General features: G+C 61.8%; 21 protein-coding genes. 15 read left to right on the top strand and 6 right to left on the bottom strand.

Annotated elements, in window-relative coordinates:
* Nucleotides 1-21 precede the first annotated feature (21 nt).
* The gene (locus tag ACFQDI_RS10685; protein ID WP_377166293.1) at nucleotides 22-375 is read left to right on the top strand and encodes a hypothetical protein; all 354 of its coding nucleotides are present in this window, start codon (nucleotides 22-24) and stop codon (nucleotides 373-375) included.
* A complete protein-coding gene (locus ACFQDI_RS10680) occupies nucleotides 372-626 on the top strand; it encodes a hypothetical protein (RefSeq protein WP_377166291.1) in 255 nt (84 codons plus the stop codon). The genes ACFQDI_RS10685 and ACFQDI_RS10680 overlap by 4 nt, the downstream gene beginning before the upstream one ends.
* On the opposite strand, the gene ACFQDI_RS10675 is transcribed toward ACFQDI_RS10680, so the two are convergent.
* A complete protein-coding gene (locus ACFQDI_RS10675; protein ID WP_377166289.1) occupies nucleotides 627-2,108 on the bottom strand; it encodes a PLP-dependent transferase in 1,482 nt (493 codons plus the stop codon).
* A 105-nt stretch (nucleotides 2,109-2,213) separates the two neighbouring features.
* Nucleotides 2,214-3,377 carry a trans-sulfuration enzyme family protein gene (locus tag ACFQDI_RS10670; protein WP_377166287.1) on the bottom strand — a complete coding sequence of 388 codons (1,164 nt, stop codon included), beginning with the start codon at nucleotides 3,375-3,377 and terminating at the stop codon, nucleotides 2,214-2,216.
* A gap of 77 nt (nucleotides 3,378-3,454) precedes the next feature.
* Here ACFQDI_RS10670 and pyrH point away from each other — a divergent pair, with 77 nt between their 5' ends.
* From pyrH to ACFQDI_RS10645, 5 genes are all read left to right on the top strand, one after another.
* Nucleotides 3,455-4,192, top strand: a complete 738-nt coding sequence (gene pyrH / locus ACFQDI_RS10665) for a UMP kinase (protein ID WP_377166285.1) — start codon at nucleotides 3,455-3,457, stop codon at nucleotides 4,190-4,192.
* Nucleotides 4,193-4,227: 35 nt separating this feature from the next.
* Nucleotides 4,228-4,794 (top strand): ribosome recycling factor, encoded by a 567-nt coding sequence (gene frr / locus ACFQDI_RS10660; protein ID WP_377166283.1) that lies wholly within the window; start codon nucleotides 4,228-4,230, stop codon nucleotides 4,792-4,794.
* 94 nt (nucleotides 4,795-4,888) lie between these two features.
* Nucleotides 4,889-5,566 carry an acyltransferase gene (locus tag ACFQDI_RS10655; protein WP_377166281.1) on the top strand — a complete coding sequence of 226 codons (678 nt, stop codon included), beginning with the start codon at nucleotides 4,889-4,891 and terminating at the stop codon, nucleotides 5,564-5,566.
* 55 nt (nucleotides 5,567-5,621) lie between these two features.
* A complete protein-coding gene (locus ACFQDI_RS10650) occupies nucleotides 5,622-8,642 on the top strand; it encodes a DUF6600 domain-containing protein (protein ID WP_377166279.1) in 3,021 nt (1,006 codons plus the stop codon).
* 106 nt (nucleotides 8,643-8,748) lie between these two features.
* The gene (locus ACFQDI_RS10645; protein ID WP_377166277.1) at nucleotides 8,749-9,621 is read left to right on the top strand and encodes an alpha/beta fold hydrolase; all 873 of its coding nucleotides are present in this window, start codon (nucleotides 8,749-8,751) and stop codon (nucleotides 9,619-9,621) included.
* Between the two features lie 2 nt (nucleotides 9,622-9,623).
* On the opposite strand, the gene ACFQDI_RS10640 is transcribed toward ACFQDI_RS10645, so the two are convergent.
* Both ACFQDI_RS10640 and ACFQDI_RS10635 read right to left on the bottom strand, forming a co-directional pair.
* Nucleotides 9,624-10,448, bottom strand: a complete 825-nt coding sequence (locus ACFQDI_RS10640) for a hypothetical protein (RefSeq protein WP_377166275.1) — start codon at nucleotides 10,446-10,448, stop codon at nucleotides 9,624-9,626.
* A gap of 147 nt (nucleotides 10,449-10,595) precedes the next feature.
* On the bottom strand, nucleotides 10,596-12,221 hold the full coding sequence (locus ACFQDI_RS10635) for a porin (RefSeq protein ID WP_377166273.1): 1,626 nt from the start codon (nucleotides 12,219-12,221) through the stop codon (nucleotides 10,596-10,598).
* Nucleotides 12,222-12,529: 308 nt separating this feature from the next.
* On the opposite strand from ACFQDI_RS10635, the gene ACFQDI_RS10630 reads away from it, so the two are divergent.
* The 8 genes from ACFQDI_RS10630 (at nucleotide 12,530) to ACFQDI_RS10595 (ending at nucleotide 20,982) form a co-directional block, all read left to right on the top strand.
* Nucleotides 12,530-13,345: a PstS family phosphate ABC transporter substrate-binding protein gene (locus ACFQDI_RS10630; protein ID WP_377166271.1), complete on the top strand. Its 816-nt coding sequence runs from the start codon at nucleotides 12,530-12,532 to the stop codon at nucleotides 13,343-13,345.
* 91 nt (nucleotides 13,346-13,436) lie between these two features.
* A complete protein-coding gene (gene pstC / locus ACFQDI_RS10625) occupies nucleotides 13,437-15,371 on the top strand; it encodes a phosphate ABC transporter permease subunit PstC (protein ID WP_377166269.1) in 1,935 nt (644 codons plus the stop codon).
* Nucleotides 15,368-16,549: a phosphate ABC transporter permease PstA gene (gene pstA, locus ACFQDI_RS10620; RefSeq protein WP_377166267.1), complete on the top strand. Its 1,182-nt coding sequence runs from the start codon at nucleotides 15,368-15,370 to the stop codon at nucleotides 16,547-16,549. The genes pstC and pstA overlap by 4 nt, the downstream gene beginning before the upstream one ends.
* A gap of 15 nt (nucleotides 16,550-16,564) precedes the next feature.
* Entirely contained in the window at nucleotides 16,565-17,353 is a 789-nt protein-coding gene (gene pstB, locus ACFQDI_RS10615) for a phosphate ABC transporter ATP-binding protein PstB (protein WP_377166265.1), read from the top strand.
* Nucleotides 17,354-17,355: 2 nt separating this feature from the next.
* On the top strand, nucleotides 17,356-18,144 hold the full coding sequence (gene pstB, locus ACFQDI_RS10610; protein ID WP_377166263.1) for a phosphate ABC transporter ATP-binding protein PstB: 789 nt from the start codon (nucleotides 17,356-17,358) through the stop codon (nucleotides 18,142-18,144).
* 415 nt (nucleotides 18,145-18,559) lie between these two features.
* A complete protein-coding gene (locus ACFQDI_RS10605) occupies nucleotides 18,560-19,294 on the top strand; it encodes a hypothetical protein (RefSeq protein WP_377166261.1) in 735 nt (244 codons plus the stop codon).
* Nucleotides 19,291-20,031, top strand: coding sequence for a type III pantothenate kinase (locus ACFQDI_RS10600; protein WP_377166259.1), 741 nt, complete (start codon nucleotides 19,291-19,293; stop codon nucleotides 20,029-20,031). The genes ACFQDI_RS10605 and ACFQDI_RS10600 overlap by 4 nt, the downstream gene beginning before the upstream one ends.
* 12 nt (nucleotides 20,032-20,043) lie before the next feature.
* Nucleotides 20,044-20,982 carry an ROK family protein gene (locus ACFQDI_RS10595; protein ID WP_377166257.1) on the top strand — a complete coding sequence of 313 codons (939 nt, stop codon included), beginning with the start codon at nucleotides 20,044-20,046 and terminating at the stop codon, nucleotides 20,980-20,982.
* A gap of 71 nt (nucleotides 20,983-21,053) precedes the next feature.
* On the opposite strand, the gene ACFQDI_RS10590 is transcribed toward ACFQDI_RS10595, so the two are convergent.
* Together ACFQDI_RS10590 and ACFQDI_RS10585 are read right to left on the bottom strand one after the other, a co-directional pair.
* Nucleotides 21,054-22,244, bottom strand: coding sequence for a 3-keto-disaccharide hydrolase (locus tag ACFQDI_RS10590; protein ID WP_377166255.1), 1,191 nt, complete (start codon nucleotides 22,242-22,244; stop codon nucleotides 21,054-21,056).
* Nucleotides 22,245-22,504: 260 nt separating this feature from the next.
* Nucleotides 22,505-23,752, bottom strand: coding sequence for a response regulator (locus tag ACFQDI_RS10585; RefSeq protein ID WP_377166253.1), 1,248 nt, complete (start codon nucleotides 23,750-23,752; stop codon nucleotides 22,505-22,507).
* Nucleotides 23,753-23,763: the final 11 nt, after the last annotated feature.

Genomic DNA, 23,763 nt, shown 5'->3' with positions numbered 1-23,763 from the left:
GTAGGCGACATTTTCTCTGCCTTGGCTCAAGCAGCGGTGGAGCTGGTGATCCGGCTTCTGCAGCTGCTGTACTATGTGGTGGAGAACATCGTTTACGGCGTGCTCTGGCTATGCCGCTGCACGAAGTTCGCCGGGCCACGACGACAGAGAAAGCTGCCGGAGGAGACACGGTATCTCATTCGCAGCTGCCTGCATACGACGCTGGCGCTGAGTCTGCTGTCCGTGGTTCTTTATTTTGCGTGGCCGAAAAAGCCTGCGGTGCCAGAGCCATCGACTTCGCCACCGCCCACGACAAAAATCGAAAAGGCGCAGAAGGTGATCGAAAAAGCCAAACGCATCAAAGAAGTGCTGCTGCCACCCAAGCCCCATCCATGAAAGACCTGCAATCCACCAAGGCCATGTGGCTGAAAGGCTGGCTCTTTCTCGTCATTGGCCTCATGTCTGCGTCCATCCTGCTCATTGAAAACTGGAGCTGGCGCACGGCGCTGCTGCTGGCGTTGTGCGTATGGGGCTTCTGCCGGGCCTACTACTTCGCCTTCTATGTCATCGAGCGCTGGGTCGATCCGCAGCACAAGTTCAGCGGGCTGGGGCACTTCCTCAGCTACTGGTGGCGGTCACGCAAATGATCAGACCTTGGCGAGCGCCTCATCAAACCGCGCGATCAGATCCGTCGTGTCCTCCAGTCCGGCGGACACGCGGATGAGCCAGCGGCTGACACCGCAGCTTGCGGCCCAGTCGAGTTCTTCGTAGTGGGCCAGCAGGGTGTAGGGACACACGAGGGTGAAGTTCGTGCCGAGGCTCGGCCCTTTGCACACACGCAGGGCGTCGTAGAAGGGCGCGCTGGTCTGCTCCGGATTCTTGAGCGTGAAGGAGAAGAGGCAGCCGTAGCCGCCATCCGCGCGGCGGATAAATTCATAGCCTTTGCCGCCCTCGCGGCTGGCGTGCCAGACGGCGTCCACCTTTGGATGCTGGCGCAGATGATCCGCCAGCGCCTGCGCGTTCTGGCTCATCTTGGCGGCGCGTTCGGTGAAATCCCGGCTGTTCAGCTCCAGCGCCACGGCATCACCACGCCAGAGTTCGTGGTCGGCATGCGCCGTCAGGAAAGCCGAGAAGGCGGCATGATGGGGCGAGTTGCGGTTCAGCACCACGCTTCCGGCCAGCACATCGCCCACGCCGGAGAAGCTCTTGGTGAGGCTGGTGGTCACGACATCGGCCACGCGGTGGGCATTCGCGTGGGCCACGGTGGAGATGGTGTCGTCCACGATGATCGGCACGCCCGGCTGCGCGGCGGCGCGGATGGAGAGCAGGCGCTCGAAGTCCACGCAGCGCAGCAGCGGATTGCTCGGCGCTTCGCAGAAGATGCCGGCCACCGCTTCTTTTTGCAGCAGGGCGCTGAGGTCCTCGTACTCGCTGTCTTTCACCAGCGGCAGGAAGTGCGCGCCGCTGCCGAAGAACTGCTGCAGCTTCAGCACATCCACGTAGGGGAAGTCGAGCTGCACGGTCTTGCGATTCGGGAAGCAGTGCGTCAGCATGCGGTGCACGGCGTAGTTGGCCGCCATGCCGGAGGGGAAGAGAAACACATCCTCAGGCTGCTGCCCGGCCAGTTTGGCGATGCGCTCGCGGATGGTGCGGTTCGCGGCCTTGCCTTCTTCGGCGGTTGCGGTGCTCTTGTGCTCGCCCAGGGCATCGCAGGCCTGGCGGGTGCTGACGCATTCGCCGCAGAAGCGCCAGAACTTGCGGGCCTGCACGTAGTTGTCTGCCGGAAAGATGGCGACGCCGAGGTTGTGCGCGGTCCATTCCACCGCGCGGCCGGTGCCGATGAACTTGATGCAGCGCTCCGCATGCACGGGGCGGGGGAAGACCAGGCAGCGTTCTCCAGATGCGGCAAATTTCTTTTCCGCTGCTGCAAAGAGTCGCGTGATGGCGGGCGGGCAGCAAAAGCGCGGGTAGCCGGATTTGAACTTGGAGACGATTTCCTGATCTCCCTCCTCATAGCCGATCACATGCTTCCACAGCGGCAGGCACACGGACACGCCGAGCTCGTGATCAGGGATCGCCTTGCCGAGGTCTTCGGCATTGCAGAGAGGATGGGTAAACAGATCGGTCATTGGGGGCGGCACTTTTCTTCACACCTGCGCAAGTGCAAGGGAATGCGGCTATTGCCGGGGGGGACAATCAAGGCTGTGCCGGCGTGGCACAAAACATGGTCGAGATCACTTCCCCTTCAGCGCCCGGTCGATGTCCTTCCACAGGTCCTCCACGTGCTCGATGCCGACGGAGAAGCGGACGAGGCCGTCGGTCACACCGGCGGCTTCGCGGGCGTCTTTGGGGATGGAGGCGTGGGTCATGCTGGCGGGGTGGGCGACGAGGCTTTCGATGCCGCCGAGGCTCTCGGCCTGGGTGAAGAGGCGCAGACGGCGGATGAAGGCCAGGGTGTCCGCGTAGCTGAGGCCGAAATCGGCCAGCAGCATGCCGCCACCAGCGGACATTTGCTTCTTGGCCAGCTTGTACTGCGGGTGGCTCTTAAGGAAGGGGTACTTCACGCTCTTCACACCCTTGCGGCCTTCCAGGCGTTGGGCGAGTTCGAGGGCGTTGGAGCAGTGGCGCTCCATGCGCACGGCCTCGGTTTTGGCACCGCGGGAGGTCAGCCAGGTGTCAAAGGGGCTGGGCTGCAGGCCGATGGCCTTCTGGGCGAAGATCATTTTCTCCTGCCACTCATCCAGATTGGTGCAGACGGCACCTCCGAGGGCGTCGCTATGGCCGTTGGTGTACTTGGTGGTGCTCAGCAGGGAGAGGTCGGCACCCAGATCGAGCGGCTGCTGCAGCAGGCTGGAGGCAAAGGTGTTGTCCACCGCCACCACGGCACCCGCCTTGTGCGCGGCCTCACTGATGGCCTTGATGTCGAGGATCTTCAGGAGGGGATTGGTGGGGGACTCCAGCCAGACCAGTGCGGGCTTGAGCCGGGCGATCAGATCGTAGTTTTCCGGGTTGGTGAGGTTGGCGTATTTGATTTTGACGCCGAAGCGCTTGAGCACCTTCTCAAAGATGCGGTAGGTGCAGCCGTAGATCTGCTGCTCGGAAAGGATGGTGTCGCCGGTCTTGAGGGAAAACAGGATGGCGGAGATGGCGCTGAGGCCGCTGGCGAAGACGGTGCTGTGCTTCGCGTTTTCCAGGCTGGCCAGGGTAGTCTGCAGGTTGCGGAAGTTCGGGTTGCCGGAGCGGGTGTAGTCAAAGCTCCCGGGATTTCCGCTCTCAAAGGTGGAGGTCATGTAGATCGGCGGTATCACCGCGCCGGTCTCGCTGCGGTAGTCCTGGCCCACATGAATGGCACGCGTTTCGAAGCGCGCGTCGGCGGGGATGGTTGGGTCTTCTTTCATGCCGTGATGAGTGCCATGCAGAATTAGCTTTGCAAGGCCCCTGCGCTCATGCTTTATGAGTTATACTCTGATCTTTCATGTCCGACTCCACCGCCCCTAGAAAATTCCGTCGCGTTCTGCTTAAACTCAGCGGTGAAGCGCTGAGAGAGCCGGGCAGCCAGGAAAACATCTCCCCCCCCATCGTCGAAGACATGGCGGCGCAGATCAAAGCAGCGCACCAGACCGGGCTCGAAATCGCCCTCGTCGTGGGCGGCGGAAACTTCTGGCGCGGCATCACCGCCAGCAACAAAGGCATGGAGCGTGCCACCGCCGACTACATGGGCATGCTGGCCACCGTCATGAACTCCCTGGCCGTGCAGAGCATGCTGGAGGCCATGGACGTGCCCACCCGCGTGCAGAGCGCCATCAAGATGGACAACGTGGCCGAGCCTTTCATCCGCCGCAAGGCCATGCGCCATCTGGAGCTGGGCCGCGTGGTCATCTTTGCCGCCGGCACGGGCAATCCCTTCTTCTCCACAGACACCACCGCCGCGCTGCGCGCCAGCGAGATCAATGCCGAGATCGTTCTCAAGGCCACCAAGGTGGACGGCATTTACGACTGCGATCCCGCCAAAAACCCCAACGCCGTCAAGTTTGACCGCGTGAGCTTCCACGAGTGTCTCACCCGCCAGCTCAAGGTCATGGACTCCACCGCCTTCTCCCTGTGCATGGAGAACAACATGCCCATTGGCGTCTTCAGCATGAACGAGCCCGACAACATCCGCCGTGCGCTTGTGGGCGAGCACATTGGCACCATGGTGGATGCCAAAGGCTGAGCTGTTCCCCACTCCAACCCTAGACTGATCTGCATATGGACCCCGAATTGACGATGATGGAGGCCGACGAGGCTATGACCAAGGCCGTGGAGCATGCCATCCACGAATTTGCCACCGTGCGCACCGGCAAGGCCTCCCCCACGCTGGTGGAAAACATGGATGTGCACGTGATGAGCTACGGCAGCCACATGAAGATGAAGCAGCTCGCCATGATCACCACGCCGGACGCGCGGCTGATCCGCATCGAGCCCTTTGACTCCTCCACACTCCAGGACATTGACCGCGCCATCCGCGAGTCGCGTCTAGGTTTGAATGGCAGCATCGAGGGCAAGGTCATCCGCCTGCCCATCCCCGCCCTGTCCCAGGAGCGCCGCGAACAGATGGTCAAGATGTGCAAGTCCCTGGGGGAAGAAGCCCGTGTGCGCGTGCGCTCCGCCCGCCGCGAGGCGCTTGAAACTCTCAAGAAGGGTGAGAAGGACGGCCACATCACCGAGGACGATCTGCACCGCATGGAAAAGGAAATCCAGACCCTGACAGACAAGAAGATCGCCGAAATCGACCAGCACGTTGTCTCGAAGGAAAAAGAAATCATGACCGTTTAGGCCGGTCTGCTTTCAAGCTCAAGGTTTCAAGTCCAGCCCGAAATGAAACCTTCTGAGACTTGAACCTTTCACTCTGACATTTGGAACTTTGCTGATGTTTTCTGCGCGCGACTACCTTGACCTCAGCCACACGAAGCATGGCATCCTTTTTCCGGATGGCTCGCCCGTTTGGACGGCACTGGCGCGGATCGAATCTTACCTCGACTTCCGGCTGCAGCGGGAAATCCGCGTTCAGGTGCCCCCGGGCGCTTTCATCGGCGAAGACGTCTTCATTGATGAGGGCACCACGATCGAGCCCGGTGCAGTCATCAAAGGGCCGGCCTGGATCGGTCGCAACTGCCAGATCCGCGCCGGCTGCTACATCCGGGAAAACGTGATCATCGGTGACGGCTGCGTGCTGGGAAACTCCTGCGAGTTCAAAAACTGCGTGGTCTTCGACGGCTGCGAAATCCCGCATTACAACTACGTCGGTGACTCCATCCTCGGCCACAAGGCGCATCTTGGGGCAGGGGTGGTTCTTTCGAATGTGCGCCTGGACCGGCTGGAGGTCACGGTCAAAACAGACACGGATGTCATTCCCACCAGCCTGAGAAAATTTGGGGCAGTCCTCGGAGATTACGCCGAGATCGGCTGCAACAGCGTGATCAGCCCCGGCAGCATCATCGGCCGGCGCTGCGTCGTTTATCCGCTGACACACTTCAGCGGCGTGCTGGAGGCAGATCTGATGCTGAAGACGCGGCAGACCCAGCAGGTGGTGAAGCGGCGGCGTTAAAAAGAGGGATTGAATACAATCTCAGTGGTGGGAGTCAGAGCAGCAACCCACATTTATGAAACCGTCTTTTCGCTGTCTTTGTGTCGCCTCGGCTGTCCTTGCGCTGGCAGGCTGTGACAAACCCACGCCGCCTGCGGCTGTCACGCCACCTGCGGCAGAAACAGACGGGCAGCTCGCCGAAGCCCGCGATGCCCTCCAGCGCCAGGCGTTGGAGATCGAGACCAAAACGGCCCTGATGGACAAGCAGCTGGCCGAGATGGCGCAGTCCCTCAAAGATCGTGAGAATGCGCAACTGCGGGATTCGCTGGACACCCTGAAGCGTCAGAATGACGATCTGCGTGCTCAGGCGGATGCTGCACGGCGTCAGAGTGACAGCATTGCGCAGCGCATGCATTCCACGCCACCGCTCAAGACGCCGCCGCCCGTGGCGCTGCCGGATTATTCGCTCTTCTACGAGCGCCTCTCGCCCTATGGCCGCTGGTTTGAAGTGAACGGCTACGGTTACTGCTGGCGGCCGACGATCACTGTGGCGGGCTGGAGGCCGTATGTGGATGGCTGCTGGGTCTGGTCGTCCCTTGGCTGGGCATGGCAGTCAAACGAGCCTTTTGGCTGGGCCACCTACCACTACGGCCGCTGGCTGAACCTGGCACGTTATGGCTGGGTCTGGGTGCCTGGCAGCGAGTGGGCTCCGGCGTGGGTGGCGTGGCGTCAAAGCCGCGATTGCGTGGGCTGGGCGCCTCTGCCGCCAGAGCCGGGAGCGTGCAGCGGCGTGTATCGCGACTGTGACTCACGCTATGGCCTGGGGCCCGCAAGCTATACATTCATCGAGACCACGCAGTTTGTGAGCCCGACCTACATCAACGTCTATGCACCGGTCACACGGCAGACCACCATTTTCCAGCACAGTGTGAATGTGACGCAGATTGTCCCCAGCCGGGGGCAGGGACATGCGTTCACCAGTCATGGCGGGCCTCCCCGTGTGCAAATGGAGCAGGCCTGCGGGCGCTCTGTGCCGCAGCGGCAGGTGGAGGCAGTGCGTGCCGACCAGGTGCCTCTGCAGCGGCATCCGCATGGAAGGATGGAGCCTGCGGCGCCTCTGGCCATGGTTCAGCTGCCAGCTGCACAGCCGGGAGCCCGCATCGTGCGTCCTGAAGTCAAAGACCGCATCCAACAACCGACCCGGATGAGCGGATTTGAGGGCGTGCCGCAGCGGGAAGTCACGGAGATCCGCGAGAGCCTTGCCAGGGAGAAAGAAGCCGCCGCAGTGCAGCAGCGGCCCTTCCATGGGCGTATGCCGAACCTGCCCTCACAACAGGCGGCCGATGTTCCGGCGGTCGTCAATGGCGCGCCAGCGCCGCGCAATGAACCGCCGCAGGAAACCAGAACAGCTGCTGTGCAGCCGACGGCAGCTGCACCCGTGACGCCAGAGAAGACCACGGAGGCAGAGCCGCGGCGCCCAGGGTATGGGAGCACGCAGCCGCATTTTTCGCGTCGTGCTGGCGGGCTTCAGGTCATCCCTGCGGTGCCTGCTGCACCGGCTCAGGAAGGGGTGCGCCCGGAGAGGGTTCCCGAGTCTGGCTCAGGCGCAAAGAGGGAGCCTGAGCGTCAGGCGCAGACAGCCATGGACGCTCCGCGCCAGCCGGAGGTTCGGGCTGAGAGCAAGAATGCGGACAGCAGCGTGCCTGCTGCCACGCCTTCAGTCCCACCTGTGGCAGCCGCGACCGCAGCTGTGCCTGCTGCCGAGCCTGGAACGGTCACACCTGCCGTCCCGCCACCGCCTGCAATGACAGAGACTAAGGCAGCTGAGCCAGCACCGGCCACTGCGGCTGCCGAAGCTGGCATCATCAGCACAGATGCTGCCCGGGAGAGGACCCGCGCCCATGAGCGGCGGCAGCGTGAAATCCCGGACCGTGCCATGACAGAACCCAGGACCGCTGAGCAGGCTGCCGCAAATGCCGAAGCAGAAAAAAGCCGTATGCAGGCCGCTGCCCAGCAGGAGGCACAGGCAGCCCAGCAGCAACGCATGGCTGCCGATCAGGCAGCTGCCGCCGAGGCAGAAAAAGTACGCCAGCAGGCCGAAGCTGCCGCCGCGCAGCAGCGAGCGGCCGCTGAGAGGATGTCTGCCGAGCAGGCCGCGACTGCCCAGGCTGCTGCCGTGCAACAGCGCCAGCAGGAGGAAATGCAGCGTGCTGCGCAGGAGCAGGCACGCCGTGCCGCTGAAGGGCAGCAGATGCGCGCCCAGCAGGAGACCGCGCAACGGGCGCAGGAGATGGCGCAGCGCCAGGCTGAAGAAACTGCCCGCCGCCAGCAGGAGGCCGAAATGCAGCGTGCACAGGAGCAGGCACGCCGCGCCGCTGAAGAGCAGCAGATGCGTGCCCAGCAGGAGACTGCGCAACGGGCGCAGGAGATGGCGCAGCGCCAGGCTGAAGAAACTGCCCGCCGCCAGCAGGAGGCCGAAATGCAGCGTGCACAGGAGCAGGCACGCCGCGCCGCTGAAGAGCAGCAGATGCGCGTCCAGCAGGAGGCCGCGCAACGGGTGCAGGAGATGGCGCAACGCCAAGCTGAAGAAACCGCCCGCCAAATGCAGCGTGCACAGGAGCAGGCACGCCGTGCTGCTGAAGAGCAGCAGATGCGCGCCCAGCAGGAAGCCGCGCAGCGAGCGCAGGAGATGGCACAGCGCCAGGCGGAGGAGCAGGCACGCCGCGCCGCTGAAGAGCAGCAGATGCGCGTCCAGCAGGAGGCCGCGCAACGGGTGCAGGAGATGGCGCAACGCCAAGCTGAAGAAACCGCCCGCCAAATGCAGCGTGCACAGGAGCAGGCACGCCGTGCTGCTGAAGAGCAGCAGATGCGCGCCCAGCAGGAAGCCGCGCAGCGAGCGCAGGAGATGGCACAGCGCCAGGCGGAGGAGCAGGCACGCCGCGCCGCCGCAGAGCAGCAGATGCGTGCCCAGCAGGAGGCTGTGCAACGGGCGCAGGAGATGGCACAGCGCCAGGCCGAAGAGCAGGCACGCCGTGCCCAGGAAGAAGCCCAGCGCGCAGCAGCAGAGGCGGCGCGCAACCGGCCGCCAGGAATGTGATGGGACTCCGTTGGTCGGAACCATTTCAGTCTTGTGGCCAGACAAGCCCGGTGGGAAGATGCTCTGCATGCGCTGGCTGCTTCCGATAGTCCTTCTCCATGGCGCCATGTCGTTGTGTGCAGATGAAGTCGTCCGCATCACCTGGAAGACGGCACATGCTGCACCACCACCTGAGTTCAGACCTCCGGCGTCAGATCTTCTGCCCATGTTTCGGCTGGCGCTGAACACGCTGCCAGAATCTGCCATCGTCGCCCTCGCTTTGTCACAGCCCTCGCTGCTCAGCCTCACGCCAGCGCAAGCTGCCAAGATGCGCCCCTTGGTGGCGGAGCGTTACACACAGATCTCCAGCTCGCCGGCATACTCCGGCGTGGAATCCGCCCTCCCGTATTGTTTTGCCGAAAAACATCCACTGGAAGGCCTCGCGCTGGTGCATGTCCCCGACGGTGCGGATGCCCGGACGCCCGTGCTGCTGTTTCTGCACGGCTACGGTGGCAGTTTTTTATGGTATCAGCATCTTCTGGCCGAGCATTTCGGCAATAGCATCATCATCTGTCCCGCCTATGGCATCAACACCTCCACCATCTCCGGCGAGTATGTGGAGGAGTGTGTCCAGGCAGTAGGCGCACGGTTGGGGCGGCCGATGCTCAAGCCGGTTTTAATGGGGCTCTCTGCAGGCGGCTTTGGTGCCTGTGACATCTACACGCGGCACCCGGAACGTTTTGACCGCCTCATCTGCATCGCGGCCTATCCGCCGGAAGACCTGCTTGAGAAGTTTCCCCGCGTTGCCAAGGCGGCGTTCATCGCAGGTGGTGAGGAGCACTTTGTGAAATCGGGAGATTTCGCCCGACGCATCGGAAAGCTGCGGCAGCTTGCCCCTCTCACACAGCAGTTCACCGTGCCGCAGGCAGATCATTTCTTCCTGCTCACCCACACGGCGCTCACGATGGCCAGGCTGCGCGAGTGGCTGCCCCGCCCCTGACATTACACCCGCAGCATGTCTTTCACCACCTGCCAGTAGAGAAAGATGCACCCGCGCCAGGAGTAGCGAAATTCACCGTTGCCCGTGGGCTCGATGACGCCGGCGGTGATGTTGTGGTCAATGAGCACGCTCATGTCACGCTCGATGTAGGCGTGCAGGTACTCGGTGTCCTGCAGTGCCAGATCTTCGAGGCGGATGCCTTCGTTTTGGAGAAATTGCTCGTGGCGCTCCAGCAGGTCGGCAAACGAACCTGCATGGGTGAAGCGGTTCAGCCGCTGCTTGGGCGAGTGCTTCATGGTGGCGGCAAACGGGTAGTTCGTCGTCGTGAAGGTGACTCCGCTTGTCGCACGTGAGGTCAGGCTGACGTAGGAAAAGCCAAACTCCCCCTGCTGTGCCAGCGCGATGGCGGCCTGCATGCGTTTTTCCGCATGGTAAAACAGGCGCATGAAGTAGTCCGTCTGGCTGAACTGCCAGCCGGTGTCCCCGACTTCGCTGAATCCGTCGTCCTCCGCCTCGCTGCTGAGTTCAGAGAGTTCCGGAAAGATTTCACGTGAAGGGGGGAAGCGGTGTTTGACCTCACTTTTGATGGGAAATCGCAGCCGCCGCACGCGGAAGACGATCTCCATCCACGGCAGCATGAACCAGGCGCCGACAAAGATGGCCCCCCCGACGTGTGTGTCAGTCAGGAAATAGCCGCTGAGGTAAGAGGCGCCGAGCAGGGAGAGCCACCCCAGCTTCTGAATGAAGCGGTTGTGGAAGGAACGGCAGGCGATGGCAAAAACGATGGCCGCCGCGACATACAAAATCTGCTGGAGAGTGGTTTCCATGAGGCCCTCGGGGGTGGAGCAAGGGGAAAGCTAAGGGAAGTCTCAGACAAAGCAACCTTGCATCCGTTCGGCCTAAGTGCCGGAAAATGAAGAGGCCGGACGCACTCCCGATGCGTCCGACCTCCGTCTCAACCTCAACCTAAAGGCTTAGAAATTGACCTGGGCCTGAATGCCGAGGTAGTCGTAGTTCACATTGTTGTAGGGAGCCACGTTGGTGTTGGTGCGCATGCCGTGCATGAACATGGCCGTGAGCTCAAGCTCCGGATAGGGGATGAAGCGCACGCCGACACCCACTTCGTTCACCTTGTCCTTGGGTGCGTTGACGGCGAATTTACGACCGCCGTTGTAGGTCTGCCAGCGGACGAAGGGGATGACTTCCTTCTGGCTGGCAAACACGTGGCGGTAGTTTGCCTGGACGTAACCCCCGCTCAGGCTCGCGGAGGTGATGGTGCGCATGTCGTTGGAAAGCTGAGGCCCCTTGCCCCAGTTCCATTCTGTTTCGATGCCGAAAGGCTGCGGATACAGCACGGCGGAAATGCCGACGCGTGCGTCAGTGATGCCGCGGTTGTTGCCATTGCCGTTGTTGGGCGTCACACCGTTGATGGGCGCCGTGGTGGTGTTGAACTTCCCGGCGTAGCCCTGGATGCCGATTTCGAGGAACTGGCCGTTGTCGAACTCAAAGGGATAGGTGGCACGGGCCACCCAGTGTGGCTGGCCGTTGGTGTCCGGCTTGTTGATGCCCTGACCTGAGTAGGCTCCGAAGGCGATCATTCCATAGTCACCCGAACCGCGGAGACCCATCTTGACGAGGTTTTTGAAACGTTCACGGATCTCATAAGGTGCATACATGTAGTAGATGCCAAAGTCACGCTCGCCTTCCACAGCCGTGCTGATGGCTTCAGGGCGCTCCAGAGCAAGACGGTTCTGGGAGGACTGCATCGTGGCATAGCCATAAGGCACTTTGGACAGACCCATGCGCACGCGATGCTCGCGGGCGGGGTCCAGGGAGACGTCGGCGTAGTAGTCGCGTGCCTGCACCCCGCCGTTGCCATTGACGCCGCCAAACAAGTCGGCCTGGAAGTAGAGATAGACGTGGTTGGTCAGGTCACCGCTGAAAGCCAGGCGCCCACGACGGATGCCGATGCTGGACTGGTCATTGGCGAAGGGGTCATTCTGAATGTGAAGCTGGCCGCCGTCCTCGTGCATGACGGAATCTGTGCGCACCTGGAGGTAGCCCTTCATTTTCAGACGTTCATACCACTTGTCGGCCAGCAGGCCGTCCAGCTCTGCGGCGGACATGGTCGAGGGGGAGGTGTTGTCAGTGATCTTGGAAATGTCCTCGATCTGCCCGCGGGTGGTGGTGAGGGCGTTTTCGAGGTTGCCCACCTTGCTTTCGGTCTGTGACAGGCGTTTTTCCAGCGTGGTGCCTCCGGCGCGATTGAGGGCGGTTTCGAGGTTGCCGAGCTTGCTCTCTGTCTGGGCCAGGCGCTTTTCCAAGGCGGCGGTGTTGGCAGGCTGGCCTGCGGCAGGCGCCGGGGTGGTGGTGGCCGGAGCGGCAGCCGCCGCAGCTTTGTCCCTTTGCTGGTCCTCTTCGCGGGAGGCGGCCACGAGCATGTCATATTCCTCCTGGCTCAGGGTGCCTTTGGCCTTCATGATGAGAAAGAGCTTCTCCATGGCCGGGCCCGCAGTGAGAGGCAAAGTTGGAGGCAAGGCGATGGAGACGGCTGCAAAAGCAGCCAGGACACGGGAGATGCGGGAATGTTTGAGGCGCATGTGTGAGGTGTTCAGGTGAGTTCAGGGAGCTCCCCATGGCGGGTCAGACACCCCTGAGAAGCAATGTCACATGCCTGTAACCTGATTCCCCCGCGAGGTTCTTAATGTGACGCTTTCGTCACGAATGCAGGTTATTCACAGTTCAAAAGCTGCTTGAGCCTCGGCAAGGCGCTGATTATCTGTTTTGTGACGCTTTCGTCACAGTGCGCATTTTGACCGCCCGTCCCCTTCCTTCAATATCCGCCCCGTCTCCCGCGATGAACCGGCGGCGGGACCAGCACAAAGCCCTCCTATCCTACAACCTCCACATGAAGATCGTCTTCCTTACCCTTGTCACCACTCTGGCCGCCGCGCTTTCGCTTCAGGCTCAGACCACCCTGCGCATCCGTGGATCCGACACGCTCGGCGCCAAGCTCGTGCCACAACTTGCCGAGTCCTTCAAAAAGCAAGGGGGCAAAGTCAGCTTTGACATTGCCGCGGAAGGCTCCTCCACCGCATTCACCAACCTTGCCTCCGGCACCGCTGAAATCGGCATGTCCAGCCGCAAGGTGAAGGCGGACGAGCGCACCCTCTGCCGCAGCAAGGGCGTCTCTCTCACGGAATATGAAGTGGCCTGGGACATGATCTCCGTCGTCGTGAACAAGAACAACCCCGTCGCCGACCTCTCCAAAAAGCAGCTTCTGCAGATCTTTGCCGGAGACATCAAGGACTGGAGCGAAGTCGGCGGCACTCCCGGCCCTATCTCCGTCTACACCCGCAACACCTCCTCAGGCACCTACAAGGACTTCATCGGCCTGGCCATGAAAGGCCGCGAATACGGCAAAAACAGCCAGAAGATGGCTGGCAACGAGCAGATCGCCGCAGAAGTGGGCTCCAACCCGAACGGCATCGGCTACGTTGGTTACGCCTACTCTGGTGCGAAAGGCATCAAGGTCGTCTCCATCGCGGGGGCTTTCCCCAGCCCTGCGGCAGTGAAATCCTACCCGCTGTCCCGCCCTACCTTCCTCTACACCAGTGGCGAGCCCACCGGCACCACCAAGGCCTTCATCGACTTTTGCCTCAGCCCGGCCGGGGACGCCATCGTGAGCAAAGCGGGCTTCGTTCCTTTGAGCATTGCAAAGTAACTGTTGATTGACCGGTTCAGCAGTCCGGCGGAAGAGACATGCTCTCGACCGCCGGATTTTTTTGCTCCGGCGCCCACAAGACTCCCACCCCATGAACAGCCTTTCGACGCCCAGCAGACCTCCGCTGCGCAGTGTCCTGCTCAGGAGTCGCAAACGCACCATTCTCGGGCTCGATCCGCAGAAGGTGATCAAATACTTCTTCGGCAGCAACGCCAGCGTGGCCATCATCGTCCTCGTGCTCATCATGGTGTTTCTGCTGCGTGAGGGCATCGATTTTCTGCCCACCTATCAGCGCGAGCTGCAGACCTACCGCCGTGCGGGGCTGGAGTTCTGTGACATCATTGACCAGCCGCTGCAGCGGAACCAGGCTCTCTCCAGCAGTCTCCGGCAGGCGGTGGGCGCTTCCTTGGAAACCATCAGCAAAACGGCGCGCGACCGGCGCGACGCGGCGTTTTTGCTCAAGCGGCAGCTGGAGGACAAAACGGCCCGGCCTCGTGAATCGCTCACGCAAGCGCTTGAAAAGACACCCCCTGCAACAGAGCAGGTCGAAATTTTGCGCCGTGAGCTGCAGGCGGCTTCCGCCAGCGCTGCAAAAGAGCTGGATTACCCCGCGCTGTTCAGCACGGCGGAACGCGAGCAGTTGCAGCAGGAGTTTGCTGCACTCACGCCGGAGGTCCCAGACCTGCCGCCGCTGCTGCAGGCACTCGTGGCGGAGTTTGCGGCCAAAGACCGTGAGGCGCGCGCCAAGTTTGCTGCGCTGGTGACCGCCCAGGAGGAGTTTGAAGAAGCCACGGAGCCGCTGCAGGAGGTGGTGGACGAACTCAAGGCCAAAGCGTTGGAAACGAAGGAAAAGGCCGTGGAGTTTGAGGTGCTCGAGACCAACCGCTTGCGCCTCCTGGAGGCCGCCGCCAAAGAAACCGACCCGAAAGAAAAAGCCAGCCTGACCAAGGAGGCAGAGGAGTCCGTGTCCGAAGCCGTCAATTTGGGGGACAGCATCAAGGAGATCACCGCACGCACGGCTGAACTGCGCGAGCAGGTGGAAAAATACGCCGTGGTCATTGAAAAAGCGGCCACTGCGCTGCCTCAAGAAGCCGGGACCAAGGCCGCTCTGAAGCTGGTGAATGAGGTGCGGGAAAAGATTCCGGCACATGCCCGTGAGATGAGGTCTGCGGCAGCAAGGCTGGAGGGGTGGCACTGGGACAAACCGGTCTCGATTTTCAGCGTTATCGGCGCTTTCTTCTTTGGCACCCAGTGGATCACGAACAGCTCCTGGCAGGACTTCTTTGGATTTGTCCCTCTGCTCACGGGATCTCTGGTCATTGCTGCGATTGCCATTCTCATCGCGACGCCCGTCAGTGTGGTGGCCGCCATCTACACGAATCAGTTTGCCAGCGACCGGGAGAAGGAAATCATCAAGCCCATCATCGAGTTCATCCAGGCCATCCCCTCCGTCGTGCTGGGTTTCATCGGCATCTCTCTTGTCGGCAATCTCATCAAGGACGTCAGTGAATGGGGCTGGCTGCAATGGGTGCCCGGCTTTCCCATCCAGGAACGCCTCAACATGTTCAATGCCGGCTGCCTGCTCGCCTTCATGGCGGTGCCCACCATGTTCAGCCTTTCCGAAGATGCGCTGAACAACGTGCCGCGTGCTTACATCGACGCCTCCGACGCCCTCGGCGCCACCAAGCTCCAGACCGTCTTCCGCGTCATTGTGCCCGCTGGCATCTCCGGCATCCTCTCCGCCATCCTGCTCGGTCTCGGCCGCGTTGTCGGTGAGACCATGGTCGTCCTGCTCGTCGCGGGAAATCGCATCGCCATTCCTGATTTCAGCGCCGGACCCGGCGTCATTTTCCATCCGGCACACACCCTGACCGGCATCATCGCCCAAGAGCTGGGAGAAGTCTCCCGTGGCAGCTCGCACTGGCAGGCGCTCTTCATGGTCGGGATTGTGCTTTTTGCCATCTCGCTGCTCGTCAACTGGTGCGCGCGCGCCGTGGCACGCCGCTTCGAACCCCACAAGGCATGAACCCTGCCCCCACCAACGAAAACCCTTTTGCCGGAGACAGCTCCGGCATCCAGCAGCGTGAGACCGCTGCGCGCTGGGGCCTGCGCATCGGCAGCTACGTCGTCGTCCTCATCACGCTGGCGATCATGCTGCACATCTTCATCAAAGGGGCGCCTGTGGCCTTCCAGTCGAAATGGCCGTTCGTGAACACGAAGTTTCTCACCGAACTGCCCGCCACGCTGCACGTCATCGAAGACCGGCAGGGCAACCACATTGAAACAGATGTGAACGGATCTGACGCGGTCAAAAAGAAGCTGGGCGACAACTTCCGCGCAGAGAAAACCATCTCGTACTCCGGCGGGGGAATTCTGGGGCCCATCGTTGGCACCGCCCTGCTGGTGATCGTCAGCGTGGGGGTGGCGCTGTTTCTTGGCGTCGCCTGCGCCATCTACCTGAGCGAGTATGCCCGGCACGGCAAGTTTCTCGAAACGGTGCGGCTTGCCATCCTGAACCTGGCTGGCGTGCCTTCCGTGGTCTTCGGCCTGTTTGGTCTGGGGGCCTTCGTCCTGACCGCGCCGACCTTTGTCGATGTGCCCGCAGAGCGCTCCGTGTTTTCCATCCCGCTGGGCTTCACCACCCTGAGCTTTGAAGGCTGGGACACCTGCGTGCTCTCCGGTGGCTTCACGCTCGCCTTTGTCATTCTGCCCGTCATCATCACCGCCAGCGAGCAGTGCCTGCAGGCGGTGCCGCAGGGTTTCCGTGAAACCAGCATGGCGCTCGGGGCCACGCGCTGGCAGACCATCCGCTACAGCGTGCTGCCTTTTGCCACACCCGGCATTCTGACCTCCAGCATCCTCGGCATCGCCCGTGCGGCCGGTGAAACGGCCCCCATCATGTTTACCGCCGCGCTGGCGTTCAAAGACAAGCTGCCCTGGCAGAAAGACCTGCCGCCGCTCCCTGCAGACGCCTCCATCTTTGCGCACTGGGAACAGAGCGTGGAGCGCTTCCTAGGCATCTTCACTGAGTCGGTGCAGGCGCTGCCTTATCACATCTACACCCTGGCCGCGAAGATCCCGCAGAACGAGTATGCGGAGCGTGCGCAGTATGGGTCCGTTTTCGTGTTCCTTGTCCTGGTTGCCTCACTGGCCGCCAGCTCCGTGATGCTGCGCAAACGCCTGCGCGCCAAGTATCGCTGGTAACTGCTTTCTCCTTTCATGTCCGCCGATCCCACCGCCCAGTCCGCACCGCCGCCTGTCGTCCAGGTGCGGGACATGGATTTTTCCTACGGTGCCAGCAAGGCGCTGCATGACATCAATCTGAAGGTCGAGTACCACCGCGTCACCGCGCTCATCGGCCCCTCCGGCTGCGGCAAGAGCACCCTGCTGCGCTGCATCAACCGCATGAACGACCGCGTCACAGGTGCGCGCGTGACCAAGGGGGAGGTGCTCGTCAAAGGCAAAAACATTCACGACGCGGACGTCGATCTCACCCAGCTCCGCAAGCAGGTCGGCATGGTGTTCCAGAAATCGAATCCCTTCCCCAAGAGCATCTACGAAAACGTCGCCTATGGTCTCCGCATCCACGGCGAGAAAAACAAAAGCGTGCTCGATGAAGCCGTCGAACGTTCGCTGACCCACGCCGCTCTCTGGGAGGAACTCAAAGACCGCCTGCATGCGAATGCCCTGGCGCTCTCAGGCGGCCAGCAGCAGCGCCTCTGCATCGCCCGTGCCATTGCCACGGTGCCCGATGTGCTGCTGATGGACGAGCCCTGTTCCGCGCTTGATCCCATCTCGACCCTCAAGATCGAGGAGCTCATGCACCAGCTCGCGAAGGAGTTCACCGTGGTCATCGTCACCCACAACATGCAGCAGGCCGTGCGCGTCTCCGACTACACGGCCTTCCTCCACCTCGGCAAGCTGGTTGAGTTTGCGCCCACGGAGGAGCTCTTCACCAATCCGCGCGAAAAGCTCACCGAGTCTTATTTGCGCGGCACTTTCAGTTAAAAATGGCCGCCGAAACCCCAGCTCCCACCGCCGCAGAGCCGCTCATTCAGGTGGAGAAGTTCAACTATGCCTATGGTGACAACCAGGTGCTCTTTGATGTCGATCTGAACATGCGCAGCGAGGACGTGACCGCCCTCATCGGCCCCTCCGGCTGTGGCAAAAGCACCCTGCTGCGCTCCATCAACCGCATCAACGACCTGGTGGAATCCGCCCGCGTCGTCAGCGGCAAAATCAAGATCGACGGCGTGGATCTCTACGCGCCTGAGGTCGATGTCATCAGCCTGCGCCGCAACGTGGGCATGGTCTTCCAAAAGTACAATCCCTTCCCGCGCTCCATCTTTGAAAATGCGGTTTACGGCCTCCGTGTCGCCGGCGTCAAAGACCGCCACGATCTCGAAGAAGCCGCAGAGCGCAGCCTGCGCTCCGCCGCTCTCTGGGACGAAGTGAAAGACCGGCTCCACGAAGTGGCCACCGGACTCTCCGGGGGGCAGCAGCAGCGTCTGTGCATCGCCCGCGCCATCGCCCTGCAGCCGCGCATCCTCCTTATGGACGAGCCCTGCGCCGCTCTGGACCCCATCGCCACCGCGCGTATCGAGGAGCTCATCCACCAGCTCCGCGGCCAGTACACCTTCATCATCGTCACGCACAACATGGAGCAGGCCAAGCGCATCGCCGACCGCACCGCCTTCTTCTACAAAGGCCGCCTTATCGAGGAAGACGAGACGATGAACATCTTCAATCATCCCCGTGATGCCCAGACCGAGGCTTACATCACCGGCCGGCTGACGTGACGGTCCGCTCTCGTCTTGCATCCTGGGTTTGAACACACGACCGGTAGCGGCTCGGGTGTGCCATGAATCGCTTTCTTATCATCATCTCCGCTCTCCTGTGTCTCACCACCGTCGGGAGTGTGGGGCTTCTATGGCGCACGACCTTGGGCTCCATCCATGAGACAAGAGCTCCTTTTAAGTTCATGGCCGAACACGACAGGCGTGACCCCCGTTACTTCCAGGAGTTGGAAAGGCTGACCGGGCGTCTGCTAAAGGACATGGACGCGCGCGCTGAGGAAAGAAACCGCTGCACTCTCATCATTGGCTGTGCCACGGTCCTGCAAGTTCTCGTGGCCATCGTGTTAGTCAGGCGGCCACGTCAGCCCGCCCCACCCCGAAGTTGAAAAAAACGTTTCTTGCAGCACTGTGCGGAGTCATGAATCTCCGCCCCCTTGCCCTGCTGCTTCTCATTGCCAGCGCCGCCCGCGCCGGCGTGGAGGTGGATGTTGAAAAATTTGGCGAGAGTCTCGGGGGCTGGAACAAAGAGAAGCACAAGGCAGCCGAGTACAAATTTTCCGAGGTCGACTACCGCACCTACAAGCCGGAAGTCACCACTGCGCCGGATGGCGGCGTCTTCATCTCTGTGCGTGTGGACCATCTGCGCGGCATGTTTTCGTCTGACGATCACGCCAGCCTGGAGATGAGCTTCGCGCCAGACGGCACCCTGCTGTCCTCCCAGGCCGCCATCTCCATTCAGTCACGACGCATCAGCAGCGACATGTTTCGCAGTGGCGGCAAACAGGTGGCCGGAGCCGCAGGGCAGGTGGTCGGCGGCACCGTGGCCCAGGCCGCCAAGATCGGCGGGGATGTCTTTGGCAGCCTTGCCAGCAAGCTGCTGCGTGAAAACGTCACAGAGCCCGGCCGCATCGCCTACCCGGCCGCGCTGCGCCACAATTACAATCTCCTTTATCAGTGCGTGAAATACGTGAAGGATCCGCCCAAGGCCCTCGTCGTGGAGGGAGATCCCCTTCGCCCCAAGCCTCCGGAACCCAAGACCGCGCCTGAAAACATGTTCAACCTGAACACCTTTGGCGAGGCTCCCAAGGAAAGGGACAAGGAGAAAAAGGAAGAGCCCAAAAAAGACGCCGCTGCGGAAACGCCCAAATCATGAGCCGGATGCAGCTGCTCATCGACGTCGGCAACGGGCGCACCAAATTTGGCCTCGCCACAGATCAGGAAATTCTGGAACGCCGCGAACACCCCACGCGCGAGCTTTCGCCCGCCGCCGTGCGTGAGGTGGTCAAAGGCTGGCAGTTTGAAAACGCCGTCATCTGCAGCGTCGTGCCTAAAGTCGTCCCCGCCTTCCGCGAAGTCTTTGGCAGCACCCTCATCGAGCTGCGCCATGACGCTCCTCTCGGCATTGGCATCCGCTACCCCAAGCCTGAGAGCATCGGTGCTGACCGCCTTGCCAACGCCGTTGCCCTTGCCCACATGCACGGTGCCCCCGGCATCGTCATCGACTTCGGTACCGCCGTGACCTTTGACATTCTCTCGGCCGACAAGTTTTACATCGGCGGCGTGATCGCGCCGGGGTTGCGGCTGATGACGGACTACCTGCACGAGCGCACCGCCCTTCTTCCCAGCGTGGATCTGCGCGAGCCCACCACCGCCATCGGCCAGTCCACGGAGGGGGCTATCCTCGCCGGTGCTGCCATTGGCTACCGCGGCATGGTGAAAGGCATCTTGGAGGCTCTCAAAAAGGAGCTCGGCGGCTCAGACATCCGCATCGTCGCCACGGGTGGCGATGCCGAATGGATCATTTCCGGCATGGGCGAAGACATCGCTACCGACCCGGATTTGACCTTGCACGGACTGCGTTTGGTGGGCAATCTCCGCGCCCCGCTCTGAAGGCGGGGCTTTATGGCTGAAACTGACAAAACTTCCATCGGCATCGACTTTGGCGGCACTTCCGTGAAACTCGGTGTGTGCCGTGGCGATGAACTTCTCATCACCGACGAGCCCATCCCCACCGCACAGTTCCACGGGCCTGCTGCGCTCATAGGAGAAATGGCGGCACGTGTGGCGAAACTCCAAAAGACCTATCCCGCCATCTGCGCCATCGGCGTGGGTGTTCCCGGCCTCGTGGATTTCGATCATGGCTTTGTGCATGAGCTGACGAACGTCCCCGGCTGGAAGCATGTGCCGCTCAAGGCCATCCTCGGTGAAAAGACCGGCCTGCCTGTGCTGGTGGAAAATGACGCCAATGCCATGACCTATGCGGAGTTTCGCCATGGTGCGGCGCGCGGCCTGAAAAACGTCATTGGCATGACCCTTGGCACCGGCATCGGCGGCGGGCTGGTGCTGGACGGCAAGATGTTCCGCGGCAGCGGCTTCGTGGCCGGAGAGATCGGTCAGATGAGCATCGACTACAACGGCAAGGCCGGCCACTACGGCAACCTGGGCGCGCTGGAAAAGTACACCGGCAACCAGCAGATCGCCGAGCATGCCGTGCTGCGCTACTCCGAGGCGGGCATCGAGAAAGACATCGCTGACTGCACGCCGAAGAAGATCGCAGACGCCGCGCAGGCCGGAGATGACATCGCGCGTCAGATTTGGGCCGAGGTGGCCGACTGGCTTGGCACCGCCATTTCCAGCATCGCCTGGCTGCTCAATCCGGACGCTTTCGTGATCGGCGGCGGCGTGGCCCAGGCCGGAGACCTGATTTTTAACCCGCTCAAGAACAAGGTGCAGAGCATGCTCAGCACCGTGGTCTGGGAGCGCCTGCAGATCCTGCCCGCACGGTTTAGCAACGAGGCCGGCATCATCGGCAACGCCGCCCTGGCAGCAGACGCGGTCTGATCCCAGCGGCGTCTGAACGAAAAAAGGCCCGGCTCTTTCGGAGCCGGGCCTTTTTTGTAATTCACTGAAGACTACTTTTTCTTTCCTTTGGGCTGCGGCTTGGGCTCCCAGTCTTCCACCTTGATGATGGCTTCCAGGTCCTTCTTTGCGTCGATGTCTTCCGGCAGGATTTTGAACTTGGTCAGGTAACGCAGCGCCTTGGTCACCTGAAGGATTTCGTTCTTCTTGGATTCGATCTTGCCGGGGGGCACCTCTTTCATGGCGCTGGCGAAATCGCGCACGGCTGCGGTGGCAAATTCACGCGCCTCGGCATTGTCCGCATAGCAGAGGGACTCAAAGAAGTGCAGCATCTTTTCGATGCCATCGAGCTTGGCCGCAGATTCGCGGATGCCTTTGGCGATTTCCTCGCGCTTGGCAGTTGTGGCAGCTTCGCTCATGTGGCTGGCTTCACCGCCGTCGATGGCGCGCTTGGGCAGCGGGCGGTACCAGATGTTGCGGTAGCGCACGGGGTTGCCGTGGTCCTGCAGCTTGAGGGGGCCCTTGTCCGGGAAGGCTTTCGGGGAGGAGCGCTTCATGTGGCCGCCGCCGCCTTCGAGGGGGGTGTGGTCCTGCGTGAGCACACCGTTCACGAAGACGGTGATGTAGCCGGGATCAACCTCCTTGCCGTCTTTGAAAATGGGGCGGCGGAAGACGATGTCGTAGGTCTGCCATTCCCCGGGAGCGCGCAGCGGATTCACCATGGGCGGATTGATGCCGTAGATGGATGACGCCATGCCATCGGGGTAGCTGGGGTTGTTGTAATTATCCAGAACCTGGACCTCCACCTGGCCCATGAGGAAGACGCCGCTGTTGCCCCGGCCCTGGCTGTTGCCTTCGACCTTGGAGGGGGCGCTCCACTCAATGTGGAGCTGGCAGTCGGAGAATTCCTGCTTGGTGCGCACATAGCCACTGCCCGGCACGCATTGCAGCACGCCGTCTTTGACTTCCCATTTGGTGGGTTCAGCCGGAGTCTTGTCAGCCTGCCATTTTTCGATTTCCTCGGGCTTCCCGCCGAAGAGGATGATGGCATCCGAGGGCGGGGTGCCCGGCTTGTCCTGGGTGCTGAAAGTGCCCGGCTCCACGCGAGTGGGCTGAGGCCGGTTCATGTCATGGATGGCCCAAGGGTGGGTGGCGTCAGGCGGATCGCCGTAGAACGCGCCGTCTGCAAATACGGCGGTGGTGAGCAGGGGCAGAGCGAGAATGTGAAGCGTGGTACGTTTCATGGTGGTGGAGAGAGGTAGATGGAAAGAGGAGGGGAGCAAATGAGGATTCGCAAAGGTCTCATCTCACCCAGATTTGGAGCTCGGAGGCATCCATCTCTGCCTCCCAGGCTTTGAGTTTGGCTTTTAAGTCGGCGTGGCGGTTGACGTTCGGAGTGGCGATGCCCGTGCTGGAGAGGAGGCAAAAAAGAAGGTGCGCATGGCCGTCATAAAACGACGGCAGCAGGCGCACCTTCCAAAGGACGGGCTGTTCAGAGGAACGATCAGCCGTTGGGGAGCAGGCGCTCCCAGAGGATGTCGTTCATCAAAACGTTGGTGATGAATTCGCGGCTGCCCTCCGCCGGGGCGAGCGGGGCGGGTGTCGCAGCGGGCACCACGATGTCGAGCACGAGGCCCTTGGCGCTGCGCTGCGAGGTGATGCGGCCACCCAGGTGATAAGCCAGGAAGAAGGCTCCCATGAGGGTGAGTCCGGGGCCTTCTGTGCTGGCGTCTGCGTGGGTGAAGAAGGGATCAAACACGGAGCGAAGCACGTCGCCTGCCAGGCCGGGTCCGGTGTCAGTCAGTGTCAGGTGCAGACCGCCGGCATCTGCGGCGCCGGTCGCAGCCTTGGCGGCGAGTGTGACGTGCGTGCCGGAGGCAAGCAGGGAGAGCTCCGTCTGCAGCAGCAGGTGCAGCATTTTTTCAAAGGCAGGGCGGCTGGCCTGGACTGCGGGAAGAGCGCCGTCAGCCTCAAATTTCAGCTCGATGCCCTTGGCGGTGAAGGCTGAGCGCTGCTGATCCAGCAAGGACTGGATGACATTGGCGGCATCCATTTTGTGCTCTGCGCCGGCGGCAGACTGGAGCTCTCCCAGCAGGTCCGCGATGCGTGAGGCCTGGCGCACCACATGGGCGTGGAAGTCACGCCAGAAGGTGGCCTGCCGCAGGCGGTCCAGGTCGAAGTTCTGCTGGCCCAGCCTTCCGGTCATGTCCAAGAAGGCATGCACGGCACGCAGTGGCTGGTTCAGGTGCTGGGTGAGCCCGGCGGCGACGACGCCCAGGCTCATCACCCGGTCAGTGATGAGGAGGTTCTGCAGCACGGAGAGTTTTTCCTGCAGCAGGCCGTCGCGCTCCTGCTGGAGGATGTAGAACTCCATGGCGCGGTGCAGGGTGTTGCGCACATCGTCCATCTGGATGGGCTTGGAGATGTAGCGGAAGATGCTGCCGAGGTTGACCGCATCGACGGTGACATCGTAGTCGGCATAGGCGGTGACCATCATGCGCACAAGGCGGGGGCGGAGCTGGCGTGCGCGCTCGAGGAGCTGAACGCCTTTTTCCCCGGGCATGCGCTGGTCGGAGAGCAGCACGCCAATGTCTTCACCGTGCTGCTCGATGAGCTTGAGGCCGTCAGCGGCGTTGTTGGCGGTGAGGATGCGGAATTCGTCCCCGAAGGTCTTTTCGAAATACTTCAACGCCTTCTCTTCATCATCAACATAGAGAACGGCATAGCGTTTGAGGTCGTATTGGTTTTGCATATGGTGAGGTC

This window comes from Prosthecobacter fluviatilis (genome assembly GCF_042655725.1).
In the GTDB taxonomy this organism is placed as follows: Bacteria; Verrucomicrobiota; Verrucomicrobiia; order Verrucomicrobiales; family Verrucomicrobiaceae; genus Prosthecobacter; species Prosthecobacter fluviatilis.
The sequence above is the reverse complement of the archived record's forward strand: the minus strand, read 5'-3'. Positions and strand labels throughout refer to the sequence as shown.